Origin of the sequence: Actinopolymorpha pittospori (assembly GCF_014873875.1) — a bacterium.
GTDB lineage: Bacteria > Actinomycetota > Actinomycetes > Propionibacteriales > Actinopolymorphaceae > Actinopolymorpha > Actinopolymorpha pittospori.
This window is the reverse complement of the sequence record NZ_JADBEM010000001.1, coordinates 4,230,470-4,257,159: the sequence shown is the minus strand read 5'-3', so window position 1 is coordinate 4,257,159 and position 26,690 is coordinate 4,230,470. Positions and strand designations below refer to the sequence as shown.

Sequence of the window (26,690 nt, the reverse complement as noted above, 5' to 3'; positions counted from 1 at the left end):
CGTTGACACCGATCGGTTGAGATCGACAGGTCGGGAGGGAATGACTGGCATGGCCGCCGGCACGGGCAACACGAGCCCCTACGAGATGTTCCTGGCACTCGCCCGGGAACACGAACCCACGCACCGCTACACGCCGGGCCGCGACGTCGAGAAGTGGCGAGCGGAGACCCTGTCCGAGGTTCTCGCGACCCTCGGCCGACCACCGGCGCCGGCGACGGCCGACGCCGAACTCGTCGCGGAGTGGCAGCAGGGCGAGGTCGTCACGCAGCGCTGGGCGGTCCCCGTCAGCGCCCACCTCACCGCCTACGCCTACGTCAATCGCCCCGCCGGCTCTGATCCGTCCCAGCGGCGCCCGGGGATCCTGTGCTGGCACGGGCACAGTCAGGGCGGCAAGGAAGTCGTCATGGGCAACGACTCCTCCTCGGCCTACCGCGACACCGACAGCGAGCTCAACACCTCCTACGGCCGGCAACTGGCCGAGCAGGGGTTCGTCACCTTCGGCATCGACTGGATGGGCTACGGCGACCAGGACGACAGCGCCAAGCCCCACCATCGCAACCTCGCCCGCGGCCGGGACTGGTGCAACCTCTATTACCTTCAGGCCACCATGCTCGGGATGACACCACTCGGGATCAATCTCGCGCACGGCCGAGCGCTCGTCGACTTCGTGGCCACGCTGCCCTTCGTCGACGCGGACCAACTCGGCGTGATGGGCCTGTCGGGTGGCGGCACGATGACCCTGTGGAGTGCGCTCGCCGACGAGCGTCTGAAAGCCGTCGAGATCATCTGCTACAGCGACCTGTTCGAGTTCTTCGCCTTCCGGGACCTGAACTTCTGCGGTTCCCAGATCACCCCCGGTCTCTACGGTCTGGTCGACGTGTCGGACCTGCAGGGCCTCCTTGCCCCACGGCCACTGCTGGTCGACATCGGCACCTACGACCAGTGCTTCCGGCTCGAGTCGGCGATGGCGTGCTACTCCCAGGTCGCCGAGATCTACCGTGCGGCCGGCGCCTCCGACCGACTCGAGCTGGACCTGTTTCCCGGCGGGCACGGTTGGGGCGGCAACCGTTCGGTCGCCTTCTTCTCCCGCCACCTGGGAGCGCTCCCATGACCGTCCCGACGACCGATGCGGACGTGGCCCAGCAGGCGGCCTCCGCCCGGCGGACCCGTTACGCCGTGTGCGGGCTCTCCAACCGCGGTCTGTCCCTCTTCGTGGGTCCGCTGCTCGGACTGGGCAAGGCCGGTGGCGAATCTGGTGGCGACGCCGGTAGCGGCGCGGACATGTCCCGCTACGGCGAACTGGTGGCGATCGTCGACATCGACCCGGCGCGGGTGGCGCGGTTCAACGAGCTCACCGGCGCCGGCGTCCCGTCGTACCTGCCGGACGACTTCGACCGCATGGTGGACGAGACGGCCCCCGAGGTCGTGTTGGTCACCTCACCCGACTACACCCACGCCGACTACGTGACGGCGGCGCTCGCGCGCGACCTCGACGTCATCACCGAGAAGCCGATGGCGGCGAGCTGCGCCCAGGTCCAGGCGATTCTGGAGGCCGAGCGACGAAGCCGCGGCAGCGTTCGGGTGGCGCACAACCTGCGTTATACACCACGCACCAGGCAGTTGAAACGGATGATGCTGGACGGCCTGGTCGGCCGGGTCACGAGCGTCGACCTCACGTGGAGCGTGGACACCTTCCACGGCTCGAGCTACTTCCACCGCTGGAACCGCCGGCGAGCCTGGTCGGGCGGGCTGTCGATCCACAAGGCGTGCCACCACTTCGACATGGTCACCTGGCTGCTCGACGACACACCCGAGCAGGTCTTCGCCTACGGTGCGCTCAACTTCTACGGGCCGGAGAGCCCGCACAACCCGGCCAACCGTGACGGCGCCGCCGATGCCGATCGCGGTGATGGTGCGGAGCCCTCTGCGCGCGCGCAGCGCCAGCAGTGTCCGTACCACCTGCGCTGGCTCGCGGACGGCGAGGTGCCGGACGACGACCACCTCAAACCGCGGAGCGGCCTGCACGGCCTGCCCTACGACGTGCAGTACCCGCCCGGTGAGCAGAACTGGATCTACGACCCGGAGATCGACATCGAGGACACCTACTCCGCGGTCGTCCGCTACCGACGCGGAGCGAGCCTCAGCTACTCCGTCACCTTCTCCGGCGCGTGGGAGGGTTACCGCCTCGCGATCAACGGTACCCACGGGCGGATCGAAGCGTGCAGCGTCGACTTCCGGGACGGTCGGGGCGAGACGGCGGAATCCGCCGAGATCCTCTACTACCCGATGTTCGGACCGCGACAGCGCCACGACGTCGTGACCGGCAGGGGAAGTCACGGTGGTGCGGACCCGCTGATCCGCCGGGACCTCCTGCTCGGCCCGTCGCAGGAGTCCAGGGACCTTCGCATCATGGCCGACAGCCGTCAGGGAGCGGTTGCGGTCGCGATGGGCGAAGCGGTGTGGCGATCGGTCGCCGACAACCGGCCCTACAGCATCGACGAACTGCTCGGAGACGTCCGGTCGCCGTGAGCGACACTCACGTCGGCAGCGGATCCAACCGGACCGAACCCGTCGAGCCGCGGATGACGAGGTGCGTCTCGAGCTCGATGACGGCGGGGTCGGAACCAGGCTGGTCGAGCCGGCGCAGCAGCAGGTCGACAGCGACGGAGCCGGCCTCGGCGCCGGGCACGTGGATCGAGGTCAGGGTCGGATAGGCCAGGCCGGACATCGGGCTGTCGTCGACACCGATCACGCTGATGTCGCGACCCACCCGCATCCGGTGCTCGGCGAGCCGTGCCATCAGGCCGAGGGCGATCAGGTCGTCGTAGGCGATGACCGCGGTGTATCCGCTTGCCCGCACCAGGTCCGCGGCGCGTACGCCCGCCTGCATCTGTGGTTCGAACGGACCGAACTCGCTCAACTCCACACCGAACTCCGCGCACGCCGCCGCGAGCGAGGCCCGCCGCTGCCGGTTGGACCAGGACCGACGGGGCCCGGCGAGGTAGCAGATCCGCTGGTGGCCAAGGGCGGTGAGGTGCTGGACCGCCTGCTGGAGGCCGTCGGCGTTCTCGATGAGGACGCATGCCGCGCCCTCGACCCGGCGGTTGACGAACACCACGGGCGCGAGCCGTACGAACTCCGCGAGCTGGTCCTCCGGAGTGCGCGGCGACACCAGGACGAGGCCGTCGACCTGGCGAGCGAGGACCCGGGCGCGTTCGAGCTCGTCGCCCGCGTGCTCGTCGGTGTCGACCAGCAGGACGGCGGTGTCCTTGCGGGCGGCGCGGGCCTGGATGGCCTTGATGATGGGCGGGAAGAACGGGTTGGCGATGTCCGGGACGATCACCCCGATGGCGCCGGTGCGGCCCATCGACAGCGAGCGCGCGATCCGGTTGGGTGCGTACCCCATCTGCTCCGCCACCCGCCGGATGTGCTCGCGTGTGCTCGGGCGAACCTTGGGCGAGCCCGCCAGCGCGCGTGACACCGTGGACGGCGAGATACCACACGCCTGCGCGACGTCGGCGAGCGTGACGGCCACGGTCGACCTCCGGTACCGGTTTCGGAATCACCAGATGCTAGCGAAGCGGTTGCGCTCCCTGTACGAAGACAAGCGCTTGCATTATTGTCCATCGCGGGTCCTGGACGGGATCCGTCTGCTCCGGCTCGGGAGGAAGGACTGGTATGGCGGAGGTCACGGCAGGGTCGGAGCTCACCGCTGGTCAGATGCGTGCCCGGGTGTTCGAGTCCGCGGAGGCACTGGGGCGGGCCGCGGCACGCAACACGGCCGAGATCGTACGGAACGCGGTCGCCGCCGGCGGGCAGGCCCGCGTCATCATCGCCACCGGCAACTCCCAGCTCCCCTTCGTCCGCGCGCTCACCGAGGAGAAGGACGTCCCATGGGAGGCCGTCACGGTCTTCCACATGGACGAGTACGTCGGCATCGAGCCCACGCATCCCGCGAGCTTCCAGCGCTGGATCGCCGGCAACATCACCGAGCCGCTGCGCCCGGCCGCCGTCCACTACCTCCAGGCGGACACGACCGACCCCGAGGCCGAGGCCCGCCGCTACGAAGAGCTGCTTCGCGAGGCGCCGCTCGACCTCGTCTGCCTCGGTATCGGGGAGAACGGGCACATCGCGTTCAACGAACCGCACCAGGCCGACTTCGACGACCCTCGGTGGGCCAGGGTCATCAGCCTCGACGATCGGTCCCGCCGGCAACAGGTCGACGAGGGCCACTTCCCCGACGTGACCGCCGTTCCCGAACAGGCGATCACCCTCACCGTCCCTGCGCTGCTCGCACCACGCCACATCCAGGTCGTCGTTCCCGAACGCCGCAAGGCCGAGGCGGTCGCGGCGACGTTCACCGCGCCGGTCTCGCCCGCCGTTCCCGCGACGATCCTGCGACAACAGCCGAACGCCGAACTCTTCCTCGACAGCGAGTCCGCCGCGCTCCTGAGCGTGTAGCAACACCCGGCGGAACACCGCAGAGCAACACCCGCGGAACACCGCCGAGAAACAAGGCGGATCCGCACCTGACGCAGTGCCGACCTGTGATCACCCGCTCGCCCGAACCGCGCTGGGGTCCCTGATCGCATCCCGACCGCACCTGGCGATCCAGTAGGACCGACGCGCACCCCTACGTGGAGGTGACGACGTGGCAGGACTGGAGCGTCGAAGACTGCTGGCCGCGGCGGCGATGTCGGCCGCTGGCATCGCGCTGGCAGGGTGCACGAGATCGAACAGCGGGGGCGGTGGGGGCGGATCGAGCGGGGGTTCCGGGCAGCAGGAGGCACCCAAGGGACCGTTCCGGGCGTCCGCGACTCCCGACGCGCCGCCCGTGCCGGACAATCCCATCGCGCAGAGCACCGGTGGAACGGTGCCGGGGCCTCCCGGATACTCGCTGCCGCTCACCGACCGGCCGGTGACGTTCACCTTCGCCGCGCCCGACAACGGTTACGCACCGCGCAGCTACACCCAAAACCTCGCGGTGTGGCAGGAGATCGAGAAGCGCACTGGCGTCCGCATCACCTGGGACGTCGCGCCGTCCGCGCAGTACAGCGACGCGATGGCGCCGCGACTCGGCAGCGGCCGCAACCTACCCGACCTGGTGTCGCTGCCGCAGGGCTGGGATCCGGTCCGGGCCGGTGCCGAGAAGCTCGTCGTACCGTTGAACAAGTACCTCAACGAGCAGAACACCCCCAACATCATGAAGTTGTTCGCCGACTTCCCCGACGTCAAGAAGCTCATCTCCGCTCCCGGCGGGGAGATCTACGCCCTGCCGTCGGTGGTCACCGACGCGGCCTACTCGGACCCGTTCGGGCTGATGATCCGCCAGGACTGGCTGGACAAGCTGGACCTCGCCGAGCCCACGTCACTGGATGAGTGGCACCGCGTCCTCACGGCGTTCCTGACGAAGGACCCGAACGGCAACGGCAAACAGGACGAGGTTCCGCTCACGATCGGGACCGGTCCGGAGGCGGCGTACCTGTTCGGCAACGCGCTCGGCCTGCACCTGTTCTACGGCGGTGGGTGGTACGTCACCGACGACCACCGGGTCTACTACGAGTGGACCGACGACCGGTTGAAGGAACTGCTCACCTGGCTGAACCGGCTGTACAAGGAGAAGTTGCTCGACCCGCAGTTCTACCAGACCGAACGCGAGGCCGTGCTGCGCAAGGTGACCCGCGACCTCTCCGGCGCCAGCATCGACTTCAGCAACCACACGCTGGAGTACAACAAGGCGCAGGCGGCGGCAGGTCAGCAGAACGCCCACTGGGTGATGGCCAAGCCGCCGACCTCGGACCAGGTCTCCCAGCCCTACTACGAGGGGTACGGCCCCCTCAGTGGATGGTTCAGCGTCACCCGAGAGTGCGAGAACCCCCAACTGGCGGCACGTTGGCTGGACTACGTGTGGGCGAGCGACGAGGGAAACACGCTGGTGTCCTACGGCGTCGAGGGCCTCACCTACACCGTAGGCGCCGATCGTCGGTTGGAGTTCACCACGTGGGTCACCGACAACCCCCAGGAACTCGACCCCCAGGCGGCGCTGCGCTACCACGGCGCCATGCCGTACGCATCACCCTGGATCCGCGCGGCCAAGGGCCCGCTGTCGGAGTTCCAGTGGGACGTCACCAGAACCGACGAGAACTGGCTCGCGTCCGCGGAGAAGATCGCACCGTCGATGGTGCTCGCGTACCCGACCATCCTCGCGACGCCGGAGGAGACCAAGGAGCTCACCGGGATCCTGCCGGACCTCGAGACCTACCGGGACGAGTCCATCCTCAAGTTCATCCTGGGTCAGCAGCCACTCGACGATGGGAACTGGCAGGAGTACGTCTCGACGATCAACGGGATGGGGCTCGACCGGGTGGTCGAGATCCAGCAGCAGCAGTACGACCGTTTCACCGGCCGGAAGTAGACCACGGTGGTCGCCACCGACACCAGGCGCGCGGGCGCTCCCACCCGGACCCGACCAGGGCCCGGAGGCTCCTGGCCGGCGCTTCGCAGGCGGATCTGGCGGGACCGCTACCTGCTGCTGCTCATCTCCCCCGTCATCCTCTACTACGCCGTCTTCCACTACGGCCCGATGCTCGGCGCGGTCATCGCGTTCAAGGACTACTCGCCGGGACTCGGCGTGTTCGGGAGTCCCTGGGTCGGCTTCGCCAACTTCGTCGAGTTCTTCAACTCGTTCTACTTCGAGCGGCTGATTCGCAACACCCTCCTGCTCAGCCTGTACTCCTTGCTGTGGGGCTTTCCAGTTCCGATCATCTTCGCGTTGCTGCTGAACGAGCTACGCGGCAAGCTCCTCAAACGTGCCGCGCAGACGATCAGCTACCTGCCGCACTTCATCTCGGTCGTGGTGATCGCGGGCATGCTGGTCACCTTCCTCGCTCCGGCCGACGGGATCGTCAACAACCTGCGGGCGCTCCTGGGGTTCGAGCGAATCGACTTCATGAGCAACCCCGACTACTTCAGGTCGGTCTACATCGTCTCCGGCATCTGGCAGGAGTTCGGCTGGGGCGCGATCATCTACCTCGCCGCACTGGCCGGGATCGATCCCCACCTCTACGACGCGGCCGACGTGGACGGTGCCAAGCGCTGGCAGAAGGTGCTGTACATCACGCTTCCGAGCCTGGTGCCGGTGATGGTCATCCTGTTGATCCTCAACTCGGGCAACCTGATGGTTGTCGGTTTCGAGAAGGTGCTGCTTCTCTACAACCCGGCGGTGTACGAGACGGCGGACGTCATCCAGACCTACGTCTACCGTCGCGGGATCGTGAGCTCCGACTACAGCTTCGCCGCGGCGATCGGGCTGTTCAACTCCGTCATCAACCTGGCCCTGCTCCTGATCGTCAACCGCATCGCCCGCCGCGTCTCCGAGACGTCCCTGTGGTGAGGGAGGCACGATGACGACAGTCAACGCGTTTCGCCGAGCCCGCGGGGAGAGGGTGGCCGACGGCCTTCTCGTGCTCGTCATGCTGGTGGTCATCTGCGTGACGCTCTTTCCCTTCGTCTACGTCGTGAGCATGTCGATCAGCGATCCGGTGGCCGTACTCCAGCAGCGGGTGTGGCTGTGGCCGGTCGGGTTCTCGGCGGACGCGTACAAGCTGGTCTTCGAGACCGAGGGTGCCCTGCGGGCCTACTACAACACGCTCTGGTACACCGGTGTCGGCACCCTGCTCAACGTGATCATGACGGTGCTCGCGGCCTATCCGCTGTCCCGGCGCACGTTCGTCGGCCGGAAGTTCTTCATGGTCTTCATCGTCGTGACGATGTTCTTCAGCGGCGGCCTGATCCCGACCTACACGCTGATCCAGGACCTCGGGCTCTACAACACCCGCTGGGCGATGATCATCCCCGCGGCGGTCAACGCCTTCCTCATCATCGTGACCCGGACGTTCTTCCAGACCACTATTCCGGAGAGCCTCCTGGAGGCCGCCAAGACCGACGGTGCGAACGACCTGCAGATACTGTGGAGGATCGTCCTTCCCCTGTCCAAGCCGATCCTCGCAGTGCTCTCGCTCTTCTACGCCGTCGGGCACTGGAACGACTACTTCACTCCGCTGATCTACCTCCCGAACGCCGACCTGCAACCACTGTCCATCTTCTTGTCCAAGATCCTGCTGCAGAACGACCAGACGATGCTCGGGGCCGGTGGTCCGGTCGACACCGCGACCCAGTCGGCCCTCGCCATCCAGATGAAGTACTCCCTGATCGTCGTCGTCATCGCCCCCATCGTCTGCGTCTATCCGTTCCTGCAGAAGCACTTCGTCAAGGGCATCCTCGTCGGCGGAATCAAGGAGTGACGTGTCGCGTGATGCTCTGGAGCGACGGACCGACCTGCCTCAACCCCACCTGACCAGGAAGTGGTGACCATGCAGCAGGACCAGCACATCGACGGGCTTCGCGACCGGGCCGAGCACGACGGGTTCTTCCTCGTCGAGAACCTCCTGAGCGCGGACGAGTGTGCCCGCTACGCCGAACGTCTCGACGAGTACGCCAGCGGTGCCCGTCCCGCCGGCGAAGGAATCTCGATCCAGCGGGAGCCGGAGCTGGAACGCGCCGGGCAGGTGCGAGCCGGCGGCGGCGACATCCGCAAGATCGACGGGCTCTTCCACGACGACCTGCTGCGCACGCTGATCAGCAGCGAGCCGGTGCTTGGCCACATGCACGACCTGGTGGGCGCACCCGCCCAGCTGTTCCGGGCGAGCGCGTTGATGAAGCCGGCCGCGGTCGGGTCGGAGAAGGGACAGCACCAGGACTCGCCGTACTGGCCGATCGCGCCGATGTCGCTGTGGTCGTGCTGGGTGCCCTTCGACGACGCGACGCTGGACAACGGCTGCCTCACCGTCGTTCCCGGCAGTCATCACGGTGGGGCGCTTCCCCATGTGCGGACGCAGGACGACTACATCGTGCCGACGGATCACTACGACCCGGCCGCACTCGTACCGGTGCCGATGAGGCGGGGCACCGGCCTGTTCTTCCACAGCCTGCTCCTGCACGGAAGCGCGGCGAACACCTCGGGCAACCCGCGCCGCGCGGTGACCATGAGCTACCTGGGGCCGAGGCACGACTACACCGGCACCCCGCCCACGCCGGACTACCCGGTCGCCGGCTAGGACACGGCTAGTTTCGACTCAGGACGTGGCGTCGTCAGAGGCGGCGAAGGCGGCGAGGAGCGGGGCGTGGGCGAGGATCCCGTCGTCCAGGATCGATCGGGCCAGGTGCGGGCTGGGCACGAGGGGATCCATCGCCAGCGCCTGCAACGCGAGCGTCCGTGAACCCGACACCGCGGCCTGAACGGTCAGTTCCTGTTGCGCGGCGCGTGCCGTCAACGTGGCGGCGAGGGCCGGCGGGAGGTCGCCCACCGCGAGACCGGTGACCCCGGCAGCCCCGATGACCGCTGGCACCTCCACGACCGCCTCGGACGGAAGGTTCGGGATCTTGCCCTGGTTGGGTACGTTCACCGCCAACTCGACCAGGTCGGCGCCGGTCAGCAGCGCCTCGGCGATCGACACCAGACGTTCGGCCTCCTGCCCCTCGGGGGCGGCGTCCAGCGGGCGGGCACCGGAGGCCTGTTCGTGCAGCTTGTCCCACAGGTCGGACTTCTCGTCGATGTAGCGGCGGGTCGCGTCAAGGCCGGGTTGCAGCCGCCACGGCAACTCGGCGCCGTTCGGGGTACCCGCGAGATACCACGCGAAGAACTCCGAGACGTGCCGGTCTCCGGGCGCCGGATAGAGCCCGAACACCTCCATCAGGTCGGCCGTGACCGGTTCACTCAGCTGGCCGGAGCGGGATGCGTCCGGTGCCGTCGCTTCCGCGACCAGGGCCCGCAGTCGCGGGTAGACATCGTGGCGTCCGTGCCGCAGTTCGAGCAGCCAGCACAGGTGGTTGAGGCCGGCGAACACCGCGGTCAGCTCCTGTCGCGGTACGCCGAGGGCGTTGGCCAGCATGGCCTTCGTGTGCATCGTGCCGTGACAGAGCCCGAACACCTTCTCGTGCGCGAAGCCGCTGATCGCCCGGACGTTGGCCGTGAGTGGGTTGGCGTAGTTGACGAGCCACGCGTCCGGAGCGAGTTCGGCGACGTCGCGTCCGATCGCCACGAGTTCGGGCACCTGGCGCAGGGCGCGCAACACACCGCCGGGGCCGACGGTGTCGCCGACTGTCTGGGTGATGCCGTGGGCGAGCGGAACGTCGAGGTCGGCGCGCCACCCGTCCGCGCCGCCGACGGCGATCGTGGTGGCCACCAGCGCCGCACCGGGCAACGCGTCCCGGCGCTCGACGTGCGCCTCGACGGAGAGTCCCGAACCACGCTCCTTGGCGATCCGCCGGCCAAGGAGCGCCATCGTCTGCGCGGCGTCCTCGTTGATGTCGACCAGATGGACGCTGGCATCGTCGAACACCGCTGACGACGCGAGGTCAGCCAGCAGCCCGGGTGTGAACACCGTGCTTCCCGCGCCCACCAGCACGACCTTGATCCGGGACATCGACATCCTTTCGTATGGGGAGCAGGCGCTCACTTGATGCCGGTGAGCACGAACGCGTTGACGATCCGCCGCTGGAAGATCAGGAAGACGATGAAGACGGGAACCACCGCCATCGTCGCTGCGGCCATCACGAGATCCGAACGCTGGGAGTGCTGACTGTTGAAGTACGTCAACGCCAGCGGGACCACCATCTTGTCCTGGTCGTTGATGACGATCAGCGGCCACAGGTAGTCGTTCCAGGAGCCGAGGAACGTGAAGATCCCCAGTGCCGCGAGGGCAGGCCCGGTCAGCGGCAGAACCACCCGCCAGTAGATGGTGAACTCCCCCGCGCCGTCCAGACGTGCGGCGTCCATCAGGTCGTCGGGGATGGCGGCGATGAACTGCCGCATCAAGAAGATGCCGAACGCGCTCACCATGCTTCCGACGATCAGCGCCCACAACGTGTTGAGCAGGTGCAGGAAGTCGATCACGAGGTAGTTCGGGATGAGCATCACCGGTGCGGGGATCATCATCGTGCTCAGCATCACGACGAAGATGACGTTCTTCCCGGGGAAGGAGAACTTCGCGAAGATGTAGCCGGCGATCGAACTCGTGAACAACGTGACCGCCGTCACCGTGCACGCCACCAGCAGGCTGTTGCGATACCACACCAGATAAGGGGAGTTCTGCAGGACGAACGCGAAGTTCTGCAGCGTCGGATGCTCGGGCAGCAGGGTCGGCGGAATCTGGATGATCTCCTGCGCCGTCTTCAGCGAGTTGCTCACCATCAACACGAAGGGCATCACGAAGAGCACCGCGGCGACGGTGAGCACGGCGTAGAGCACGATCCGGCCGATCCGTCGCGGCTGCCGCGTCGGCTGCCGTTCTGTCTCGATGGTGCGCCCTGGCTCGACGGTCATGGCCATGTCAGTACTCCCACCGGGTCCGGAGCGCACGAAGCTGGATCAGCGAGATCACCAGGATGATCAGCATCAGGATGATCGACATCGCCGTCGCGTAACCCAGCTGGAAGTCGCCGAAGGCGCGTTGGTAGATGTGCAGCACGACGGTCTCACTCGACCGGAGTGGCCCGCCCTGCGTCATCACCTGCACACGGGTGAACTCCTGCAGGTAGCCGATCGTCGTCAGGCAGAAGACGAAGAGGAACGTCCGCTGCAGCAGCGGAAGGGTGACGTTCCGGAACCGTGCCACGGCACCCGCGCCGTCGACCTTCGCCGCGTCGTAGAACTCCAGCGGAATCGCCTGCAGGCCCGCGAGGAACACGATCACGTTGAAGCCGAGGTCCTGCCAAACGGCCGTCACCATCACCGCCCACAACGCGGTGCTCGGATCACCCAACCAGGACCCGCCCGACAGCCCCACCAGGTTGAGCGCGGAGTTGAGCCAGCCGGCCTGCGGGTCGTAGATCGGGACCCAGACGAGCGAGGCCGCGACGGCGGACGCGATCGCCGGCAGGAAGAAGACCGTACGGAACAACGCCCGGAGCCTGGTGATCTGGTTCAGCGCGAGCGCCACCGCGAGTGAGAGCACGATGTTGAGTGGAACCGCCACCAGCGCGTACTTCCCGGTGTTGCCGAGGGACTTCAGAAACGCCGGGTCGTCGGTGAACGCGTAGGTGAAGTTGCGCAGCCCGAGGAACGGCGAGACCGGCGCGAGTTGGTTGTACCGGTGCAGGCTGAGCCAGATCGCGATACCGATCGGGATCAGCGAGAAGACCGTGAAGAGGGCCAGGATGGGGGTGAGCCACCCGAAGACGAACAGCATCTGCCGTCGTTGGCCGGGTGGTCTGGGTCGGCCCCTGCCCGCGCCCGCATGCCGTGGGCCGGTGATCCTCGCCCGGCGGGCAGGCACCGGTGGCGTGGCGCCATCAACTCCCTGCCCGGCTGGCGATGCGACACTGCGCTGCAACTTCGGTGGCTCGGCCATGGCTCAGGGCCCGATCTTCTCGTCGATCATCAGGTTGATCTGCTTCTCGGCTTCGGTGATCGCCGCGATCGGATCCTGCTGGCCGAGTTCGACGCTGATGAACGCGTCGTGGAGGAAGGTCCAGAACTCGTCGCGGTCCTTCACGTTGCCGACCCACTGTCCGTGCGGCAGCACGCCGAACGGGACCTTCAGATAGGGGGCGTCCTTGAGAAGTTGCTCGTCGTCCTGGAGTTCCTTCAGGGCGGGTACGGTCGCGGACTTCAGGTTCCAGATGCGGGCGTTGTCGGGACGGGCCATGAAGTCGACGAACTTCCACGCCGCGTCGCGTACTTCCTTGTCGGCCTTGACGTTGACCACCTCACCCCAACCGGACTCGGCGGCGAACTTCAGTGTGTCGCCCGCGTAGGGCGGTTCGGCGATGTAGGAGATGTCCTTGAAGTCGGGGAAGTCGGCCTGACCCGACGCCACCACCCAGGGACCCTGGTGGGCCATCGCCGCCTGGCCGCGGAAGAACATCGTGTAAGGGTCGCCGCTGTACCAGGTCGTGTTGTCGACCTTGTAGCGGGTCACAAGCTCGGTCTCGTCCGTCCACGCCTTCTGCGCCTGCGGGCTGTGGAAGTTGACGTGGGTGCCGTCGGAGTCCCAGTAGTCGCCGCCGAGCTGGAGGATCATCGAGAGGAAGGTGAAGGTGATCGAGTCGTTGCCGGTGAAGGCGTACCCGATCTGGGTGGCTCGGCCCTTGGAGTCGTGCTTGGTCAGCCGTTGGCCCGCCTCGACGAGCTCGTCCCAGGTGCTCGGGGGTTCCTGGATGCCGGCTGCCCTGGCGAGCTTCGGGTTGTAGAGGATGCCCCCGTTTTCCAGGTTGTACTCGTGCGGTACGCCGTAGAGTTTGCCCTCGAGGGTGTAGGCACCAAGCGATGCCGGCCAGAACTTCTGCATCGGGTCACCGCCCGCGAGGGTCGCGGGCACCTCGTCGAGGAGGCTGTTCTCGGCGTACTCCGTGACCCAGGTGCCGAACATCTGCTGGATGTCCGCGACGTTCTCCGCTCGATAGGCGGCCTGCAGTTTGCGGGCCAGCACGTCGTACGGGAAGTACTGGTAGACGACGTGGAGGTCGGGGTTCTCCGCCTCGAACCGCTTGATCATCTCGGTGTTGGCCGCCACGAAACTCGGGTTGTTGTGGCTCCACCAACTCACGTTCAGCTTGCCGTCGATCGGCTTGGAGACCGCGACACCGGCCTCGTCGTTCCCGACCGAACTCGGCATGCAGCCCGACCAGAGTGTGGAGCCGGCGACCGCGGACAGGCCGACGCCCACCCGCGAGAGGAAGCGACGGCGCGAGAACGGCTCCGCCGCGGCGCGGATCGGTCGGAGCGAACGGCCTGCGTGGGGTGACATGGAGCGCTCCAGGAGCTTGCGAAGGGCCGACAGGGCGACGATCCACTGACGATCGACGCGACGGCACTATCCGCTGGACAGGGCTGGGAACCGTCGTTCGTTGATCCGGCCGAGGCGGGCCGGGTTGTAGGTGTAGATGATGGCCATCCTCGGCACCGCACTGCGGTTGAGGTCGGAGTAGTGCAGAAGGTAGGAGTCGAAACAGATCATGTCACCGGCCCGCAGCGGAACCGGCTGGATGCGGTCCGCCGGAACGCATGCCGGATCGACCTCGAAGTGGCCGCCCGAGCGGAACGGATGAGTCGGCTTACCGGTATGGCTTCCGGGCACCACCTGCAGGCAACCGTTGGTCTCGTCCGCGTCGTCGAGATACAGAAAACAGGTGACGAGTTCGTCGGTGTGCGCGCGCCAGCAACAGCTCCAGTCCTGGTGCCACGGATAGGGCGATCCGCCTGGCAGCTTGAGGTTCAGCTTGTCCTCGAAGAGTTCGACCGGCTCGCCGAAGATGCTCTCCGCCGCCGCGGTGACCGCCGGATCCTGCGCCAACTCCTGGAACGTCGTACTCAGGTCGGAGACGGGCTCGAGCTTGCGGATCACCCCGTGCATGCCGGCCTGGTCGGAGTCGGCGAGGTGGTCGACCTCCCACTCGATCCGGGCGCCGTAGCGGTCGGAGTTCCGCGTACACAGCTCGAGCAGCCGGTTGGCCTCCTGCCGCAGTGACTGCACCTGGTCGTGGCCCAGCACGGAACGGCTGACGGCGTAGCCGTCTCGCGCGTAGCACCTCACGTCAACCTGGCTCATCGGAGGCTCCTCTGCCATCCAGTGGCTGCGCCGGCCAAGTGCGCACGGAACATACCGCGCCGATCCTGTTGGTCCAAGGTGGTCTTCCTATCCCGGCCAACTGGTATTTGCCTGGTATTTGGTGGTGCGATACTTCCCGCATGCGCGAGGCCTCCGTCCCCTTGCACGAGCGCGTACGGAACCAGCTCGCGGACGAGATCGGAGCGGGCGTCCACCCCCGCGGCGCACGGCTTCCCAGCGAGCGCGAGCTCTGCGCGCGACTGCGCGTGAGCCGGGTGACGCTACGCCGCGCGCTCACCACCCTCGCCGAGGAGGGACTGCTCGCCGCTTCACACGGCCGTGGCTGGTACGTCTCCGCGGAGCAGGTGGGCGAGCCCGCGAACGCGCTGCTGAGTTTCACGGCGATGGCCCGGGCGCAGCGACTGACTCCCTCCTCCACCGTGCTCTCCCAGCAGGTGCGCCCGGCCGACCTGGACGAGGCGCAGCAGCTCGGCGTCGCGCCGGGTGCGGACCTCCTCGACCTGCGCCGGCTGCGGATGCTGGAGAAGCTGCCCGTCGCGCTCGACCGCAGCCGGGTTCCGCTGGCGGTGGCGCCCGAGCTCGCGGAGCACGACTTCTCAGACCGATCGCTGTACGACGCACTGACCCGCGCCGGCGCGGCTCCCCAACGCGCCGACTACAGCGTCGAGGCGCAGCCCGCCAGCCCGGACCAGGCGACCCTGCTCGACCTCGAACCTGGTCAGCCGCTCCTCGTCACCAGGCAGGTGACGTACTCCGGCGATGGCCGGGTGGTCGAGCTCGGCGGCATCATCTATCGCGGCGACCGGTACCGGTTCCGGGCCACTCTGCTCGCCCCGGCAACCGCCGCCTCCGCCTGCTGACCTCCCCCGACGGCGCCCCCCATGGGGGTCGACGCTCCGACCGGCCGCGCTACCGCAGCCAGCTGGTCGCCTTCTTCCCGATCGCCTTCCGGGCGGCACCGAGCTCGGCCAGGGAGGCCTCACCCGCGAGCTCCTGTTTCGCGTGCAGGAGGCCGTAGGTGAAGGAGTTCTGACCATCGAGGTAGGCGCGCATGCCCTGGTCGCGAAGCACCTGGCGGGTGATGATCGAGTCCTGGTGGACGCCGAGCACCTCCTGGAGATGCTTGAACCGCTGCACGAGTCGGCGAGCGTCCTTGCCGCCGAGCGGCCGCAACGCCTCGGCGGCGTACCGTGCCCGCTTGGCAGCCTTCCGCGCGTCGTGCAGTGCGGTGTCTCGGTCCGGGGTCACACCCGGCAGCGGCGGCGTGACGCGGGCACCTGCCGCCGGCGCGTCGGCGAGGCGCTCGGCCAGGTCGAGACGCGCCGTGACCCGGTGCACCGCCTTGCGCGCACGCTTGCGCAACGCGGCTTTGGTGACCGCTGTCACGGGTGGCCCGTCGACGACCTCGTCGAGCCGCTCGAGCAGGGCGGCGTACCGCTCGCTGGTGAGCGCGGCCAGCAGCCGGTCCCGCGCCTGCGCGTGCTGTATCGAGAAGCTCACGCTGACCTGGCGGGCGACCGGACCGACCACGAGTTCGGCCGGCTCCGCCGCGATCGCCGCCTGCAGCCGCTCGGCCATCACCTCGGAGTCGCGGGCCGGGCCCAACTCACCGGCCAACCAGCGCAGCTCCCCCCGCAAGGGTTCGGCCCGGTCGATCCCGAACATCGGTCGGAACGTACGCAGGGTGCTTCGAAGCCGTCGGCAGGCGACCCGCATCTGATGGACGGCGTCCTCGTCGTCGCGGCGCACACCAGGGTCGAGCGCCACGATCGCGTCGCGCTGCTCCCGGGCATAGTCGGCCACGGTGTCCCACGCACCGTGGGACCTGCCGCCCCGCGGCAGTTGGCCCTTGAGAGCCCGGGCCAGCTTGGAGGACGCCTTGGACGCCCGGGCACCGGCGTCGAGGAGAGCCCGCTCGACCACGCGGAGAAGGTCGTCGGGCCCGTCGACGAGCTCGACCTCGACCTCCCGCCACTTCCGCAGCACCCGCCGGGCGTCCGGCGTCTGCGCTGCCACCTGGTCGTCGGCCAGCACCGCGAGGGTCACGCCCTCAGACGACCGGACGGGATGCTCGACACGTCGGGTGAGAAGTCGAAGGACCGGTCGTAGCGCACTCCCCCGGGTCAGCGCCCACAGCTCCTCGCCGAAAACGTCCGGCGGCTCGGCCACGCTGTCGTCCAGTGGCGCGCGGAGTTCGGTGCGGGAGTTCCTGCCGGCCGGCCGCTTGAGGTGCCAGCCGTCGTCGTCGCCGCCCGTACGCCGCCGCAGGGTCACGCCACGCCGGGCGAGGTGGAACTCCGCGGTGTCGAAGTACAACGCGTCCAGCCGACGCTCGCTGCCGGCGTCCGCCAACGCGACACCGCGTGCGGACAGTGTTGACACGACTGTCGGTACGACGAATCCGGCCGGAACGTCGTACTTGCGTTCGACCTCCAGATGTCCCATGCCACTACCTCCCACCGCCGCACCCGGTGAGAACGGGTTCGGTCGCGCGCCCACCGACGAGCGGCGAACGCGCATCCGGCTCTCCCGGTGAGGCACTCCGGCGAACGATCAACGTCCGTGATCCATTGTTCACCTTCGCGGGCGAACTGGCACTTCGGGCCGAAGCCCGAAACGGGCGCGACGCAGGCGGGGCTGACCAGTCCAGGAAGTTGGCCGGAGTAGGCCAGCGACGACCATGGCCATGCCTCGGCATCCGTCGACTGCGCGGGATCCGCGCTCTCCGCTGACCGGCGCCGGGTCATACGTTGTGACAACGACGAGTTGCGCCGTCGTGACGATGCTCATCGGGCATGGGAACGGCGACCAGCAGAACCAGCGCCGCGAGGACGACCAGCGAGCCGGTCACCGTGAGCGTCAACGGCAGTGGCGAGTCGAGGGCGGCCGGCAGGCCCCATATGCCGCGCTTCTGGGGAAACGTGGGGGTCCCGGTCGCGGTTCGAGTGATCGTCCCGCTCTGCACGGTGAGCCGGAACTTCCACGGGCCGTCCGGCAGGCGGCCGCTCAGCGCGACGACCACGTTGCCCCGATGGCCGGGAGCGAGTGTCGGACCGTCGATGATCCGGAAGGGACCCGCGCTCAGGGAGTCCGGTCCATCCGACAGTGTCAGCTGTCCCCTGAGGTCGATGGCGCGCTCACCGGTGTTGCGGACCTCGGCGACCACCCGCGCGTCGCCGTCCTCGGTACGCTGCGGACGCACCTGGCCGATGGAGAAGTCCGTCTGCGGATCGCCACCTGGCCCCACGTCGAGGTAGGTCCGGATGCCGACCCGGTTGACGAGCGTGATGCGCCCCTGGTCGTGCTTCTTCGGTGAGGAGACCTCCGCCCAGACCGCGGCGTAGCGTTCCCCGCGACTTGCCCGGGGCGGGACGGCGATGGTGGCCTTGACGACGGCGGTGCCGCGAGGCGGGAGGTCCACGTGCACCGGCTTACGGGAGGTCGTGGTGACCAACATCCGCCGGGAGAAGGTCGTGCCGGGATTGACATGATCCACGATGTAGATGCGCGCCCGTGGGTCGTCGGCGCGGTTTCCGGGTACCTCGAGCAGCCCGAGGCTGATTCTGCCCTCGGGACCAGGCGTCGGCGTCGCCGTGCTGCTCGGCTTGCCGGTGTCGCCGTCCGCGGCCGCGGGGCCCGCCCACACTCCCGGAAGCAGGAGTACGAGGAGCCCTGTGGCCGCGGCGAGCCTGGCCACGCGGTCAGGTGACCGAATGGTTGACCGTGCCGCTGTAGAGACCTGCCACCGAGTCCGCGGGGATGTTCACGACGAGCGTGGGGTTCCAGGACGCGGAGTTGATGCCGCTTCCACCCACGTGGGAGAACGCCGTCCGCGGCACGTTGATGATGACCGCGTCACCGGGACCGGGCTGGCCGGGGACGAAGGCGCCGCTGCTTCGAACCACCGGGTCGTGGACGACAGCCGAGGCGACCAGTGGCCGGCCACCCCGCGTCGCCACCCGCCGCTCGACCGCCACGAAGCAGGCGATCGCGGGCACGCTCGCGACCAGGCAGACGAGGGTCCAGGCCGGTTAATCCTCTTCCCGACCCAGGACCAGCGGAACCACCAGCGCCAGGACCGCGACCGACAACACGACCACTCCGGCGGGATCCAAGCCACGTCGTACGCGTGCGCTGTCGGGCGGAAGTACCCGCATGGCCGCCACCAGAAGGATCGCGCCGAGCGGGACGTTGATCAGGAAGATCGGCCGCCAGGTCGTACCAAGGAGGTTCGCCGCCACCAGCAGACCACCGAGCACCTGCCCAAAGACCGCACCGCCGGACAACGCCATCGCGTAGAAGCCGAGCGCCCGTACGCGATGTGCCCCGGTGAAGTGCAGTTGGATTCCGCTGAGCACCTGCGGCACCATAAGCGCGGCCGCTGCGCCCTGCACCAGACGCGCGAGGACCAGCGGGACGATCCCGGGTGCCAGCCCACGGACCTCGCGACCCGCTACGGCGCCGCCGGCCCAGGCTCGCGCGTCCAGCGTGGCCAGTCCTGCGGACGGTAGGGCCAGTCCAGGCGGGCGCAGATCACCTGCCAGCGTTCGGCCATGCCCGCCGCCCACAGATGAGGGACGAAGCCGAGTCCCAGATAGGTCTTCAGGGCCGGGAGCCGGAAGTCGTCGGTCTGCAGGTAGACGCGGGCGGCTTCCTCCTCGGCCAGTCGGGCAGTCGCCAGGGCGGTGACCACCCGCCCGAGACCGCGCCCGCTGTGCTGGGGATCCGCCGCGATCCACCCGACCTCGTAGCCGTCAGGGTAGAGGTCCTCGACCGGCCGGTGCTGTGCCATGCCGGTCGCCACCAGGGTGCCGCTCGCCTCGTGCAGGATCACTCGCCAACCACCCGGCAGGACGGTCTGGTGGACACGCGCGAACGTCTCGTCGTCCCACGCCCCCAGCTCCACCTTCGCCATCAGCGCACGAAACGCCGGAAGCGTGTCGGCGTCGGCCGGACACACCACGTATCCGTCCGGCAACCGGAGTGCGCTCGGATCCAGACGCCGGCCGGAGGGCCAGACCATCCGAAGCTGGAGAACCGCACTGTCCACCATCGCTGTCCCTTCATGGTTCACGCCCGCCAGTCATGACCCCGGTCGCGAACTCGGCCATGAGCTCGGTCACGAACTCGGCCGTCAACGTCGGTCACGAACTCTGTCACGATCTCGAAACTGGCAGGTCCCCGCCACCACGTAGGTTCGCCACGTGGCGCGGGGACCTGGATCGGGTCAGTCTGTCACCGACCCTTCTGCTGTCGGGTCAGCTTTCGCCACCGACGAGCAGCGCGTTGAAGAGCAACTTGTACGTGCCGTGCGCCTGGGCCCGGTGCTGGACACTGGTGCCGAGCAACAGCACCTCTCCGTCGCCGTAGCCGACGTCCGCGACCGCGGCCTTGCCCGCGACGAGGTTCTCACCGAGCAGCCAGCCGCTGCGCAGGACGTTCGACGTCGGGTAGTTCACCGGCGTGGTGACCGAGGTCGCACCCTCCTTGACGACGAAGGCGGGGCTGGTCGAGGAGTAGGCGTCCAGCTTCTCGGGCAGGCCCCACGTCAACCGGGTGTTGGCGTTCGCGTTGGTCGCAACCACCGATCCCGGCGAGTAGTAGTCCGTGGACGGAACACCCTCGGTGACGTCGGTGACCGGGAAGTTGTCGAACGCCCGGATCGGCAACTGGGCCGCGTCGTTGACGGTGACGAGCGTGCCGCCGTTGTTGACGAACTCCTTGAGGTTCGCGATGCCCGCCGCCGTCATACCACCGGTGTACTCGGGCGGAAGACTGCCGGCCCGCTCGCCGTTCAGCATGCTGTTGTACGAGGCGTCCGGCAGAACGATGACGTCGTACTTGTCGTTCAGCGCGCCGGCGCGAACGTCGGCGTCGTGGATCTGGCCGTAGGGGAACTTGAACTGCTCGAGGACGTAGCGCGTCCAGCCCTCGTCGGAGTTACCGCCCCAACCGTGGTAGAGCCCGATCCGCGGCTGGCTGAGCGCGAGGGTGTTCTCCGGCTCCGTGGCGACCGAGGCGACCTGGAGTCCGAGCGACCTGGCCTGCGCGGTGACCCGGGCCTTCGTGCCCTGGCCCGCGGCGACGAGGAAGGTTCCTGCCGGCCAGCTGCCCTGGTCGGTCGTGACCGCGTCCTTGGTGCGGGTCACCTTGTCGCCGGCCTTCACGAGCTGCATGGCCGCCGTGAAGGAGTCGTTGACACGGGGGTCGAGCGCGTACGCGTAACCCGGGGTCGTCGACGGCATCCGGTAGTTCGGAACCTTCGCCCACTCGACCTGGGTGGTCGCGACCTTGAACTTCGCGTCAACCTTGTCGAACTGCACGCCCATCTGGTACGGCAGCGTCCAGCCCGCCATGTCGTAGGGGCGCTCCGGCGAACCGTCCGGGTTGCGCCGGTCGGGGTAGACCTGCGGGTTCATCAGGTCCACCACGTAGGGACGGAAGGGCTGCGCCTCACGGATGATGTAGCTGCCCTTGGGGTAGCTCTTGTCCCCGACGGTGAACGCCGCAGTGGCCTGCTGCACCTCCACGTCGCCCCAACGCAGGACGTTGATCATCTTGGCCGCCGTGGCGAAGTCCGCCTGGTCCGCCGGGATGATGTAGGACACGTCGCCACCGGCCTGGATGGCCTGCTTGCCCATCCGGTAGACGCCGTACAGCCAGCCCTCCCGGTCCGTGGCCGCCGTGTGGAGGTAGGCCCACCCGGTCGACTCGATGTAGGAGCAGCTGTCCTTGAGGTGCCATTCCCCGCCCTTGTAGGGGCTCGGGTAGAAGGCCGAGGGCTCCGAGGTCGACACACCCTGGTAGGGGAACGTCTTCGGGAAGTCCGCCGGGTCCTCGAACGTCGGGGTCGCCGACGCGTGCGCGGTCTCGGTCAGGATGCCGATCTGGTTGTGGAAGGCCGGCACCGAACGCAGACCACCGTTCCACCACTGGTCGTACTGCTGGCGCGAGACGGCACCGACCTTGCCCTCACGGTCCAGGCGCTGGGTCATCGCGTCGCCGACGGCGTTGATGCCGCGAATCACCTCGGGCTGGATGTTCGGGTTGGACGGATCCTTGAACGGCGGCACGAAGATCCGCGCCGGGTAGGCGGCCGTCTGGTGGGTGTTGTAGACAAGCTGCGGATACCACGTGTGCCACAGGATGTTGCCCTGGTTCTTGGTCTCCGGCAGGTTGAACATGAACCAGTCGCGGTTATCGTCGTGGCCCGCGTACTTCTGGTAGAGCTCCGGATAGTCGGAGTCCTGGTACTCCGTCCCGACGTACTTCATGTACCAGTCGGACACATGCGTCGTTCCGTCAGGGTTGACATTCGGGTTGAACAAGGTGATGACGTTGTCGCGGATGGACTTCGCCTCGGCGCTCTCACCACGGACCAGGTCGTAGGCGAACTGCGGCGCGGTCTGGGTCGGCGCCACCTCGGTCGAGTGGATACCAAAGTCCACCCACGCGACCGACTTGCCCTCCTGGGCGAGTTCCTTGGCCTGCGCGTCGGTCAGTCCACGGGAGTGCGCAAGGCGTTCGGCGATGTCCTGGTACTTCTTGAGGTTCTTCGGCTCCAGGTTCTCCGGCGAGGACACAATGCCGAGCACCTGGTCGCGACCCTCGGACGTCTTGCCGATGCTCATCAGCTGCATCCGGTCGCTGGACTTGTCCAAAGCCGTGAAGTAATCGGTAATCTGCTCGTAATTGGCAAGCTTGTAGTCGGTGCACGGCGCGAAGCCCAGCACGGACGCAGGTGTGGGCAAGCCGGTCTCCGGCGGATCAGCCGCTGTCGACAACGCGCCGGACGCGGCTGGACCAACCACGGCGGTGAGCGCTGCGACGATGGGGACGGCCAACCCTGCCTGGATCTTGCGTTTCATCGCGACCTCAGGTCTGTGTGGGGGTGAACCAACGTCTGGGACGGTGATCAATGTAGGTACGCGCGGAATCGTCAACAAGACCGTGTCTGATCGTGGCCGGACGATTCCGTAACGCGATGTGGCCGAAACTGCATGACGGCATGCAAGCAATGGGACGCCCCACGACGACTCCGAATCCGTCGCCCCTGCTCAAGGGCATCGAGGCCAGCGACCGCACCGTTCGTCGACCGAACACGTAGCGACCGCCCACTGGCCGGGGTTGGCCAACGAACGGTCGCCAGATGTGGGAACTTTCGCCGCGCTCGTGGGCGCTGCTCTACCTGGCCAACGGCCCAACGTCGTTCGGGGTCAGCGGAACCTGCCGCCTTCCGAACCAGGTCAACTCGTCGGCACCGACGTCCTTCGCACCGACACGCGGAATCCGGTCGAGGTCTCGACGAACCGTGGGGAACGAACCGACCGCGGCGTTCACCGCCGGGCTCGCCGGTGTGAGCCTCGGCACGCCGTCACCCTCGGTTGACAACAGGGGATCCGCGATCGTGAACCCCGTAACAGGAATGTCGCCAGCCGGTGCCCCGTGCAGGATGTTGCCCTCCCAACGGAAGCCGACCTCGCCGCGCGGCATCGTGACCAGTTGGGTTCCCGAGCCGGAGACGATGTTGTTGGCAACCACGCAGTCGTGCGGCTCCAGCGGACGGTTCCCCTCACCGGTGATGCTGACGGCGTTGCCGACCAGGGTGTTGAAGGCCACCGTGACCCGATCCGGCCGGTCGTTGCCGGTGCTGGCGGTGTCGTCGACGACGCTGCCACTGCCGATCACGATGCCGCTGCCGGCGCTGCCCGAGACCACGTTGTTGACGATCTGGTGGTCGTTGCCGTAGAACCGGATACCGGATCTCCCGCCCAGCAGGAAGTTTCCCTCCACCCGGTTGCGGTTGCCGTGCCGGAGGACGATCGAACCCACGCTGTCGACGACCGTGTTGGAGCGGATGATGTTGTCGGAGGACTTGACCGAGATCGCCTCCGGATCACCGTTCACCTGGTCGAAGAGATTGTTCTCCACGACCGCGTACGCGGAGTAACTCTGTTTGGAGCTGAGCCCCAACCGGATCGGCTCGCCGCCGTTGTCCCCACCGTAGGTGTGGTGGAAGAAGTAGTTGTGATGGATCCAGGTGCGTTTCGCCACGTCCCCGTCCGGCCCGGAGATCGACAGGTAGACGCCGAGGTTGGCGCGGTTGGCGAAGGTGTTGTGGTCCACCTCCACGTCGTTGCCGTCCACGTTCAGCCAGTGGTCGCCGTCGGCCGCGGGAAGCTCGAAGTGGTTGCGGGTCACCCGGATGTGGGAGGAGTCGGCGGGGATACGAAGGGTCGACCGGTGCGTGAGCCGGAAGCCCCGCAGCACGACGTAGGACGAGTTGGTGACGGTGAAGCCCGCCGCACCGGTGAGTTCGACCGCGCCGACGCGTTCGGCCGCGACGACGATCGGAGCGCCCGGCGCTCCGGACCTGCCCGCGATCCGGATCGGTTCGGTGACGTCGTAGGTCCCGGCCCGCACCACGATCCGCGTACCCGGCGAAGCCACGTCAATGGCGCCCTGCAGGGCGGCCAGCGAGTCGACTGACACCGTGTGAGCCGCGGGTCCACGCACCACCCACGTCGAGCCGGCGGCGGCAGCCGGACCAGGTGTGATGACCAGCAGGCTGGCCAGCACACCGCCGAGCAGAGCGACCGCGACGGGCCAGGTCCTACGACGCCATGACGTTCCCCAACCGACACTGCCCATCCACCTGGTCACCGCAGCTCCCTCGGGTCAGACTGCCGCCGTTCTCGCGCTTCCCCTCGTCGTGTGAATCGCCACCGTAGTCAGCGTCGAGAGAATGGGAAAGCGGTTGCCCACGTTCGGACACGAACGGTCGCGTCTACGCGAGGAAGCCGAAGGTCCCGATCCAGCAAAGCCGGCGGACCGGGACCTTCGGCTGCGTGTCGGGGCTTCAGGCGGTGACTCCCTCGTGCCCGGACTCGACGTGGCCGGTCAGCCGGCGACGGAAGGTCGTGTCCTTGGTGGCGGTGACCTCGACGTCGTACCACCCCTTGTCGGTCGGCCAGGGCTGGACGCGCTTGGCCCGCGGCGCCAGGGTGACCGACTGGACCCGGTCGCCGTACCCGAGTGCCCGCAGCCGCAACGTCACCGGCATCCGTCCGGTGTTCTCCAGCACCAGGTCGACCGTACGCGGGCGCGGCGCCGTCCGAACGGAGACGTCGACACCCGCCGCGACGCCGCCGGGTAGGCCCGCGAGCTCGTACCAGAACTGGTTCGGGCCCTGGATCGCGAGTCGGTATCCGGCCGAGCCCAGCGCGATGGCGATCCCCTTCTCGTCCCGGACGTCGACGTGGACGGGGTACTCGAACTCGCCGTGGTACGGGTAGATCGCGAAGTGCGCCGACTCCGACCCGCCGTTCGTGAGCTTCAGCCGCAGCCGGCTGTTGCCGTCCACCCGGGAGGACACGGAGGGCCGGTACGGCAACGCCCGCGCCGGACGGCGCCCGGACTCCTGCACCGGCATCACCTGCTCCTGTGGGTGTTCGGGGTGCCAGCGTTCGATCGGGGCCGGCACCGGGCCCGGCTTCGTCACCGAGGGCGGCATGCCCTTGCGATGGAAGTCGAACGCCGAGGTGAGGTCGCCGCAGGCGCTCCGCCGCCACGCGCTGATGTTGGGTTCCTCGACTCCGGTCCACCGCTCGAGGAACCGCAGGACGGACGTGTGGTCGAACACCTCTGAGTCGACGTACCCGCCGATGGTCCACGGCGACACGACGGTCATGGGCACCCGCGGACCGAGACCGATGGGCTTGCCGTCGTACCAGTCGTCGCCGTTGCCCGAGGCCGGGCGCGGCGCCACCGGCGGCGCGACGTGGTCGAAGTAGCCGTCGTTCTCGTCGAAGTTGACGAAGAGCGCCGTCCTGGACCAGGTCTTCGGGTCGGAGGCGATCGCGTCGAGGACGTCGTAGATCAGGTTCGCGCTGCCGACCGGTGTCGAGCTACCGGGGTGCTCGGAGTCGACCGCCGACGGCACCAGCCAGGTGACCGCGGGCAGCGTGCCCGCCTCGATGTCGGCCCGCAACCGCGGGACGAGCGTCTCCGGCTCACTGCGGAACAGAGCGCGGTCGAACAGCCGACGTTCCGCGTCACTCAGCGCGTCCCGGCCCGCCGCGAGTTGCTCCAACAGATGCCCGCGCTCCTCCTCGGTCTTGTCGAAGAGCGCGAAGTAGAACTCCTCGGTGGTCCGGAAGTCGCCGTCGACGCCCTGCAGCACCTTGGTGCCGATCTTCTTGAACGGAACGAAGTACTCCACCGGGTTGTCGGTGAAGTTGTCCCACTCCTGGTAGATCTGCCAGGACACGCCGGCGGCCTCGAGCCGCTCCGGGTACGTCGTCCAGTCGTATCCCTTGTGGTCGTAGTCGTAGGCCGCGTTGGTCACCGCACGCGCGGTGCTTCCCGGCTCGAAGCCGACCGTTCCCGTCCACAGGTAGTTGCGGTTGGGGTTGGTGGATCCGAAGACCGAGCAGTGGTGGGCGTCGCAGATGGTGAACGCGTCGGCGAGCTCGTACTGCAACTCGATGTCGCGCCGCTCGTAGTAGGTCATGGTGGCCTCGGTCTTCACCGCCACCCAGTCATTGTTCCAGCCCTGACCCCACGCCTGCGTGCTTCCGGGCCAGCTGTGGTCGAGCGCTCCGAGGTACTGGATGTCGCTCGGCGACCGGCCTTCCCGTTCGGCGCCCGCACGGACGGAGAACGGCAGCACGTGTCCCCCGTCAGGAGTCGGCTGGGCGAACACGGAGGCACCGTTCGGCATCGTGAGCGGCGTGCGGTCGGCGTATCCACGGACACCGCGCAGTGTCCCGTAGTAGTGGTCGAACGAACGGTTCTCCTGCATCAGCACGATGACGTGCTCGATCGCCCGCAGCCCGCCAGGCGGCATGGGTGCGGCCATCGCGCGGTGTAGGGACGGAGGCAGGACCGACGCGGCGGCGCCACCGGCGGCGACCGCCGCCCCGGCGCCGAGGAGGCGGCGGCGAGAGAAGTGAGTCACGTCGCCCAAGGGTCGACCCACAAGCTGACCCGAAGGGGAACAGTCGCCCATGCGCCGATGACGAATGCGCGACGCACGATCACTACGGCACCCACGCGACG

The 26,690-nt window shown here is 68.0% G+C and carries 22 protein-coding genes; 8 read left to right on the top strand and 14 right to left on the bottom strand.

The features are described from left to right. Nucleotides 1–49 precede the first annotated feature (49 nt). Nucleotides 50–1,111 (top strand): alpha/beta hydrolase family protein, encoded by a 1,062-nt coding sequence (locus HEB94_RS20140; protein WP_192751331.1) that lies wholly within the window; start codon nucleotides 50–52, stop codon nucleotides 1,109–1,111. Beyond that, on the top strand, nucleotides 1,108–2,529 hold the full coding sequence (locus HEB94_RS20135) for a Gfo/Idh/MocA family oxidoreductase (protein ID WP_192751330.1): 1,422 nt from the start codon (nucleotides 1,108–1,110) through the stop codon (nucleotides 2,527–2,529). Before HEB94_RS20140 ends, HEB94_RS20135 begins: the two co-directional genes overlap by 4 nt. 7 nt (nucleotides 2,530–2,536) lie before the next feature. On the opposite strand, the gene HEB94_RS20130 is transcribed toward HEB94_RS20135, so the two are convergent. Beyond that, nucleotides 2,537–3,535: a substrate-binding domain-containing protein gene (locus tag HEB94_RS20130; RefSeq protein WP_192751329.1), complete on the bottom strand. Its 999-nt coding sequence runs from the start codon at nucleotides 3,533–3,535 to the stop codon at nucleotides 2,537–2,539. A 143-nt stretch (nucleotides 3,536–3,678) separates the two neighbouring features. Here HEB94_RS20130 and HEB94_RS20125 point away from each other — a divergent pair, with 143 nt between their 5' ends. The 5 genes from HEB94_RS20125 (at nucleotide 3,679) to HEB94_RS20105 (ending at nucleotide 9,116) form a co-directional block, all read left to right on the top strand. Continuing rightward, the gene (locus tag HEB94_RS20125; protein ID WP_192751328.1) at nucleotides 3,679–4,461 is read left to right on the top strand and encodes a glucosamine-6-phosphate deaminase; all 783 of its coding nucleotides are present in this window, start codon (nucleotides 3,679–3,681) and stop codon (nucleotides 4,459–4,461) included. A 190-nt stretch (nucleotides 4,462–4,651) separates the two neighbouring features. Further along, nucleotides 4,652–6,415, top strand: coding sequence for an extracellular solute-binding protein (locus HEB94_RS20120; protein WP_192751327.1), 1,764 nt, complete (start codon nucleotides 4,652–4,654; stop codon nucleotides 6,413–6,415). Between the two features lie 6 nt (nucleotides 6,416–6,421). Further along, nucleotides 6,422–7,393: an ABC transporter permease subunit gene (locus HEB94_RS20115; RefSeq protein WP_202896454.1), complete on the top strand. Its 972-nt coding sequence runs from the start codon at nucleotides 6,422–6,424 to the stop codon at nucleotides 7,391–7,393. Between the two features lie 10 nt (nucleotides 7,394–7,403). Then, nucleotides 7,404–8,303, top strand: coding sequence for a carbohydrate ABC transporter permease (locus tag HEB94_RS20110; RefSeq protein ID WP_192751326.1), 900 nt, complete (start codon nucleotides 7,404–7,406; stop codon nucleotides 8,301–8,303). 69 nt (nucleotides 8,304–8,372) lie between these two features. After that, nucleotides 8,373–9,116: a phytanoyl-CoA dioxygenase family protein gene (locus tag HEB94_RS20105; protein ID WP_238362406.1), complete on the top strand. Its 744-nt coding sequence runs from the start codon at nucleotides 8,373–8,375 to the stop codon at nucleotides 9,114–9,116. Nucleotides 9,117–9,134: 18 nt separating this feature from the next. Here HEB94_RS20105 and HEB94_RS20100 read toward each other — a convergent pair whose 3' ends face one another. From HEB94_RS20100 to HEB94_RS20080, 5 genes are all read right to left on the bottom strand, one after another. Continuing rightward, nucleotides 9,135–10,484 carry a family 4 glycosyl hydrolase gene (locus HEB94_RS20100; RefSeq protein ID WP_192751324.1) on the bottom strand — a complete coding sequence of 450 codons (1,350 nt, stop codon included), beginning with the start codon at nucleotides 10,482–10,484 and terminating at the stop codon, nucleotides 9,135–9,137. Nucleotides 10,485–10,513: 29 nt separating this feature from the next. Then, entirely contained in the window at nucleotides 10,514–11,389 is an 876-nt protein-coding gene (locus tag HEB94_RS20095) for a carbohydrate ABC transporter permease (protein WP_192751323.1), read from the bottom strand. A gap of 1 nt (nucleotide 11,390) precedes the next feature. Beyond that, complete coding sequence (locus tag HEB94_RS20090; RefSeq protein WP_192751322.1) at nucleotides 11,391–12,248, bottom strand: carbohydrate ABC transporter permease; 858 nt, start codon at nucleotides 12,246–12,248, stop codon at nucleotides 11,391–11,393. A 165-nt stretch (nucleotides 12,249–12,413) separates the two neighbouring features. Continuing rightward, nucleotides 12,414–13,808 (bottom strand): ABC transporter substrate-binding protein, encoded by a 1,395-nt coding sequence (locus HEB94_RS20085; RefSeq protein WP_192751321.1) that lies wholly within the window; start codon nucleotides 13,806–13,808, stop codon nucleotides 12,414–12,416. Nucleotides 13,809–13,874: 66 nt separating this feature from the next. Then, nucleotides 13,875–14,609, bottom strand: a complete 735-nt coding sequence (locus HEB94_RS20080; RefSeq protein ID WP_192751320.1) for a phytanoyl-CoA dioxygenase family protein — start codon at nucleotides 14,607–14,609, stop codon at nucleotides 13,875–13,877. A 140-nt stretch (nucleotides 14,610–14,749) separates the two neighbouring features. Between HEB94_RS20080 and HEB94_RS20075 the strand changes: the two genes are divergently transcribed. After that, nucleotides 14,750–15,490 carry a GntR family transcriptional regulator gene (locus HEB94_RS20075; RefSeq protein WP_192751319.1) on the top strand — a complete coding sequence of 247 codons (741 nt, stop codon included), beginning with the start codon at nucleotides 14,750–14,752 and terminating at the stop codon, nucleotides 15,488–15,490. A gap of 49 nt (nucleotides 15,491–15,539) precedes the next feature. On the opposite strand, the gene HEB94_RS20070 is transcribed toward HEB94_RS20075, so the two are convergent. From HEB94_RS20070 to HEB94_RS20035, 8 genes are all read right to left on the bottom strand, one after another. Further along, nucleotides 15,540–17,075 carry a CYTH and CHAD domain-containing protein gene (locus HEB94_RS20070; protein ID WP_192751318.1) on the bottom strand — a complete coding sequence of 512 codons (1,536 nt, stop codon included), beginning with the start codon at nucleotides 17,073–17,075 and terminating at the stop codon, nucleotides 15,540–15,542. A 298-nt stretch (nucleotides 17,076–17,373) separates the two neighbouring features. Beyond that, a complete protein-coding gene (locus HEB94_RS20065) occupies nucleotides 17,374–18,327 on the bottom strand; it encodes a hypothetical protein (protein WP_192751317.1) in 954 nt (317 codons plus the stop codon). 4 nt (nucleotides 18,328–18,331) lie between these two features. Then, nucleotides 18,332–18,628 carry a hypothetical protein gene (locus HEB94_RS20060; protein WP_192751316.1) on the bottom strand — a complete coding sequence of 99 codons (297 nt, stop codon included), beginning with the start codon at nucleotides 18,626–18,628 and terminating at the stop codon, nucleotides 18,332–18,334. 33 nt (nucleotides 18,629–18,661) lie between these two features. After that, nucleotides 18,662–19,198 carry an MFS transporter gene (locus HEB94_RS20055; protein ID WP_337917835.1) on the bottom strand — a complete coding sequence of 179 codons (537 nt, stop codon included), beginning with the start codon at nucleotides 19,196–19,198 and terminating at the stop codon, nucleotides 18,662–18,664. After that, nucleotides 19,084–19,683, bottom strand: coding sequence for a GNAT family N-acetyltransferase (locus tag HEB94_RS20050; RefSeq protein ID WP_192751315.1), 600 nt, complete (start codon nucleotides 19,681–19,683; stop codon nucleotides 19,084–19,086). The genes HEB94_RS20055 and HEB94_RS20050 overlap by 115 nt, the downstream gene beginning before the upstream one ends. Nucleotides 19,684–19,888: 205 nt before the next feature. Further along, nucleotides 19,889–22,498 carry a M14 family metallopeptidase gene (locus HEB94_RS20045; protein WP_192751314.1) on the bottom strand — a complete coding sequence of 870 codons (2,610 nt, stop codon included), beginning with the start codon at nucleotides 22,496–22,498 and terminating at the stop codon, nucleotides 19,889–19,891. Between the two features lie 316 nt (nucleotides 22,499–22,814). Next, the gene (locus HEB94_RS20040; RefSeq protein ID WP_202896452.1) at nucleotides 22,815–24,293 is read right to left on the bottom strand and encodes a chondroitinase-B domain-containing protein; all 1,479 of its coding nucleotides are present in this window, start codon (nucleotides 24,291–24,293) and stop codon (nucleotides 22,815–22,817) included. A 196-nt stretch (nucleotides 24,294–24,489) separates the two neighbouring features. Further along, on the bottom strand, nucleotides 24,490–26,589 hold the full coding sequence (locus tag HEB94_RS20035; RefSeq protein WP_337917832.1) for a phosphocholine-specific phospholipase C: 2,100 nt from the start codon (nucleotides 26,587–26,589) through the stop codon (nucleotides 24,490–24,492). Nucleotides 26,590–26,690 lie beyond the last annotated feature (101 nt).

Excerpts from the sequence above, each read along its gene's own strand:
- HEB94_RS20105 (WP_238362406.1), top strand. The coding sequence starts at position 8,373 with ATGCAGCAGGACCAGCACATCGACGGGCTTCGCGACCGGGCCGAGCAC.
- HEB94_RS20090 (WP_192751322.1), bottom strand. The coding sequence starts at position 12,248 with ATGCTGTTCGTCTTCGGGTGGCTCACCCCCATCCTGGCCCTCTTCACG.
- HEB94_RS20100 (WP_192751324.1), bottom strand. The coding sequence starts at position 10,484 with ATGTCCCGGATCAAGGTCGTGCTGGTGGGCGCGGGAAGCACGGTGTTC.
- HEB94_RS20125 (WP_192751328.1), top strand. The coding sequence starts at position 3,679 with ATGGCGGAGGTCACGGCAGGGTCGGAGCTCACCGCTGGTCAGATGCGT.
- HEB94_RS20095 (WP_192751323.1), bottom strand. The coding sequence starts at position 11,389 with ATGGCCATGACCGTCGAGCCAGGGCGCACCATCGAGACAGAACGGCAG.
- HEB94_RS20050 (WP_192751315.1), bottom strand. The coding sequence starts at position 19,683 with ATGGTGGACAGTGCGGTTCTCCAGCTTCGGATGGTCTGGCCCTCCGGC.
- HEB94_RS20085 (WP_192751321.1), bottom strand. The coding sequence starts at position 13,808 with ATGTCACCCCACGCAGGCCGTTCGCTCCGACCGATCCGCGCCGCGGCG.
- HEB94_RS20080 (WP_192751320.1), bottom strand. The coding sequence starts at position 14,609 with ATGAGCCAGGTTGACGTGAGGTGCTACGCGCGAGACGGCTACGCCGTC.
- HEB94_RS20070 (WP_192751318.1), bottom strand. The coding sequence starts at position 17,075 with ATGGGACATCTGGAGGTCGAACGCAAGTACGACGTTCCGGCCGGATTC.
- HEB94_RS20075 (WP_192751319.1), top strand. The coding sequence starts at position 14,750 with ATGCGCGAGGCCTCCGTCCCCTTGCACGAGCGCGTACGGAACCAGCTC.
- HEB94_RS20110 (WP_192751326.1), top strand. The coding sequence starts at position 7,404 with ATGACGACAGTCAACGCGTTTCGCCGAGCCCGCGGGGAGAGGGTGGCC.
- HEB94_RS20140 (WP_192751331.1), top strand. The coding sequence starts at position 50 with ATGGCCGCCGGCACGGGCAACACGAGCCCCTACGAGATGTTCCTGGCA.
- HEB94_RS20135 (WP_192751330.1), top strand. The coding sequence starts at position 1,108 with ATGACCGTCCCGACGACCGATGCGGACGTGGCCCAGCAGGCGGCCTCC.
- HEB94_RS20045 (WP_192751314.1), bottom strand. The coding sequence starts at position 22,498 with ATGAAACGCAAGATCCAGGCAGGGTTGGCCGTCCCCATCGTCGCAGCG.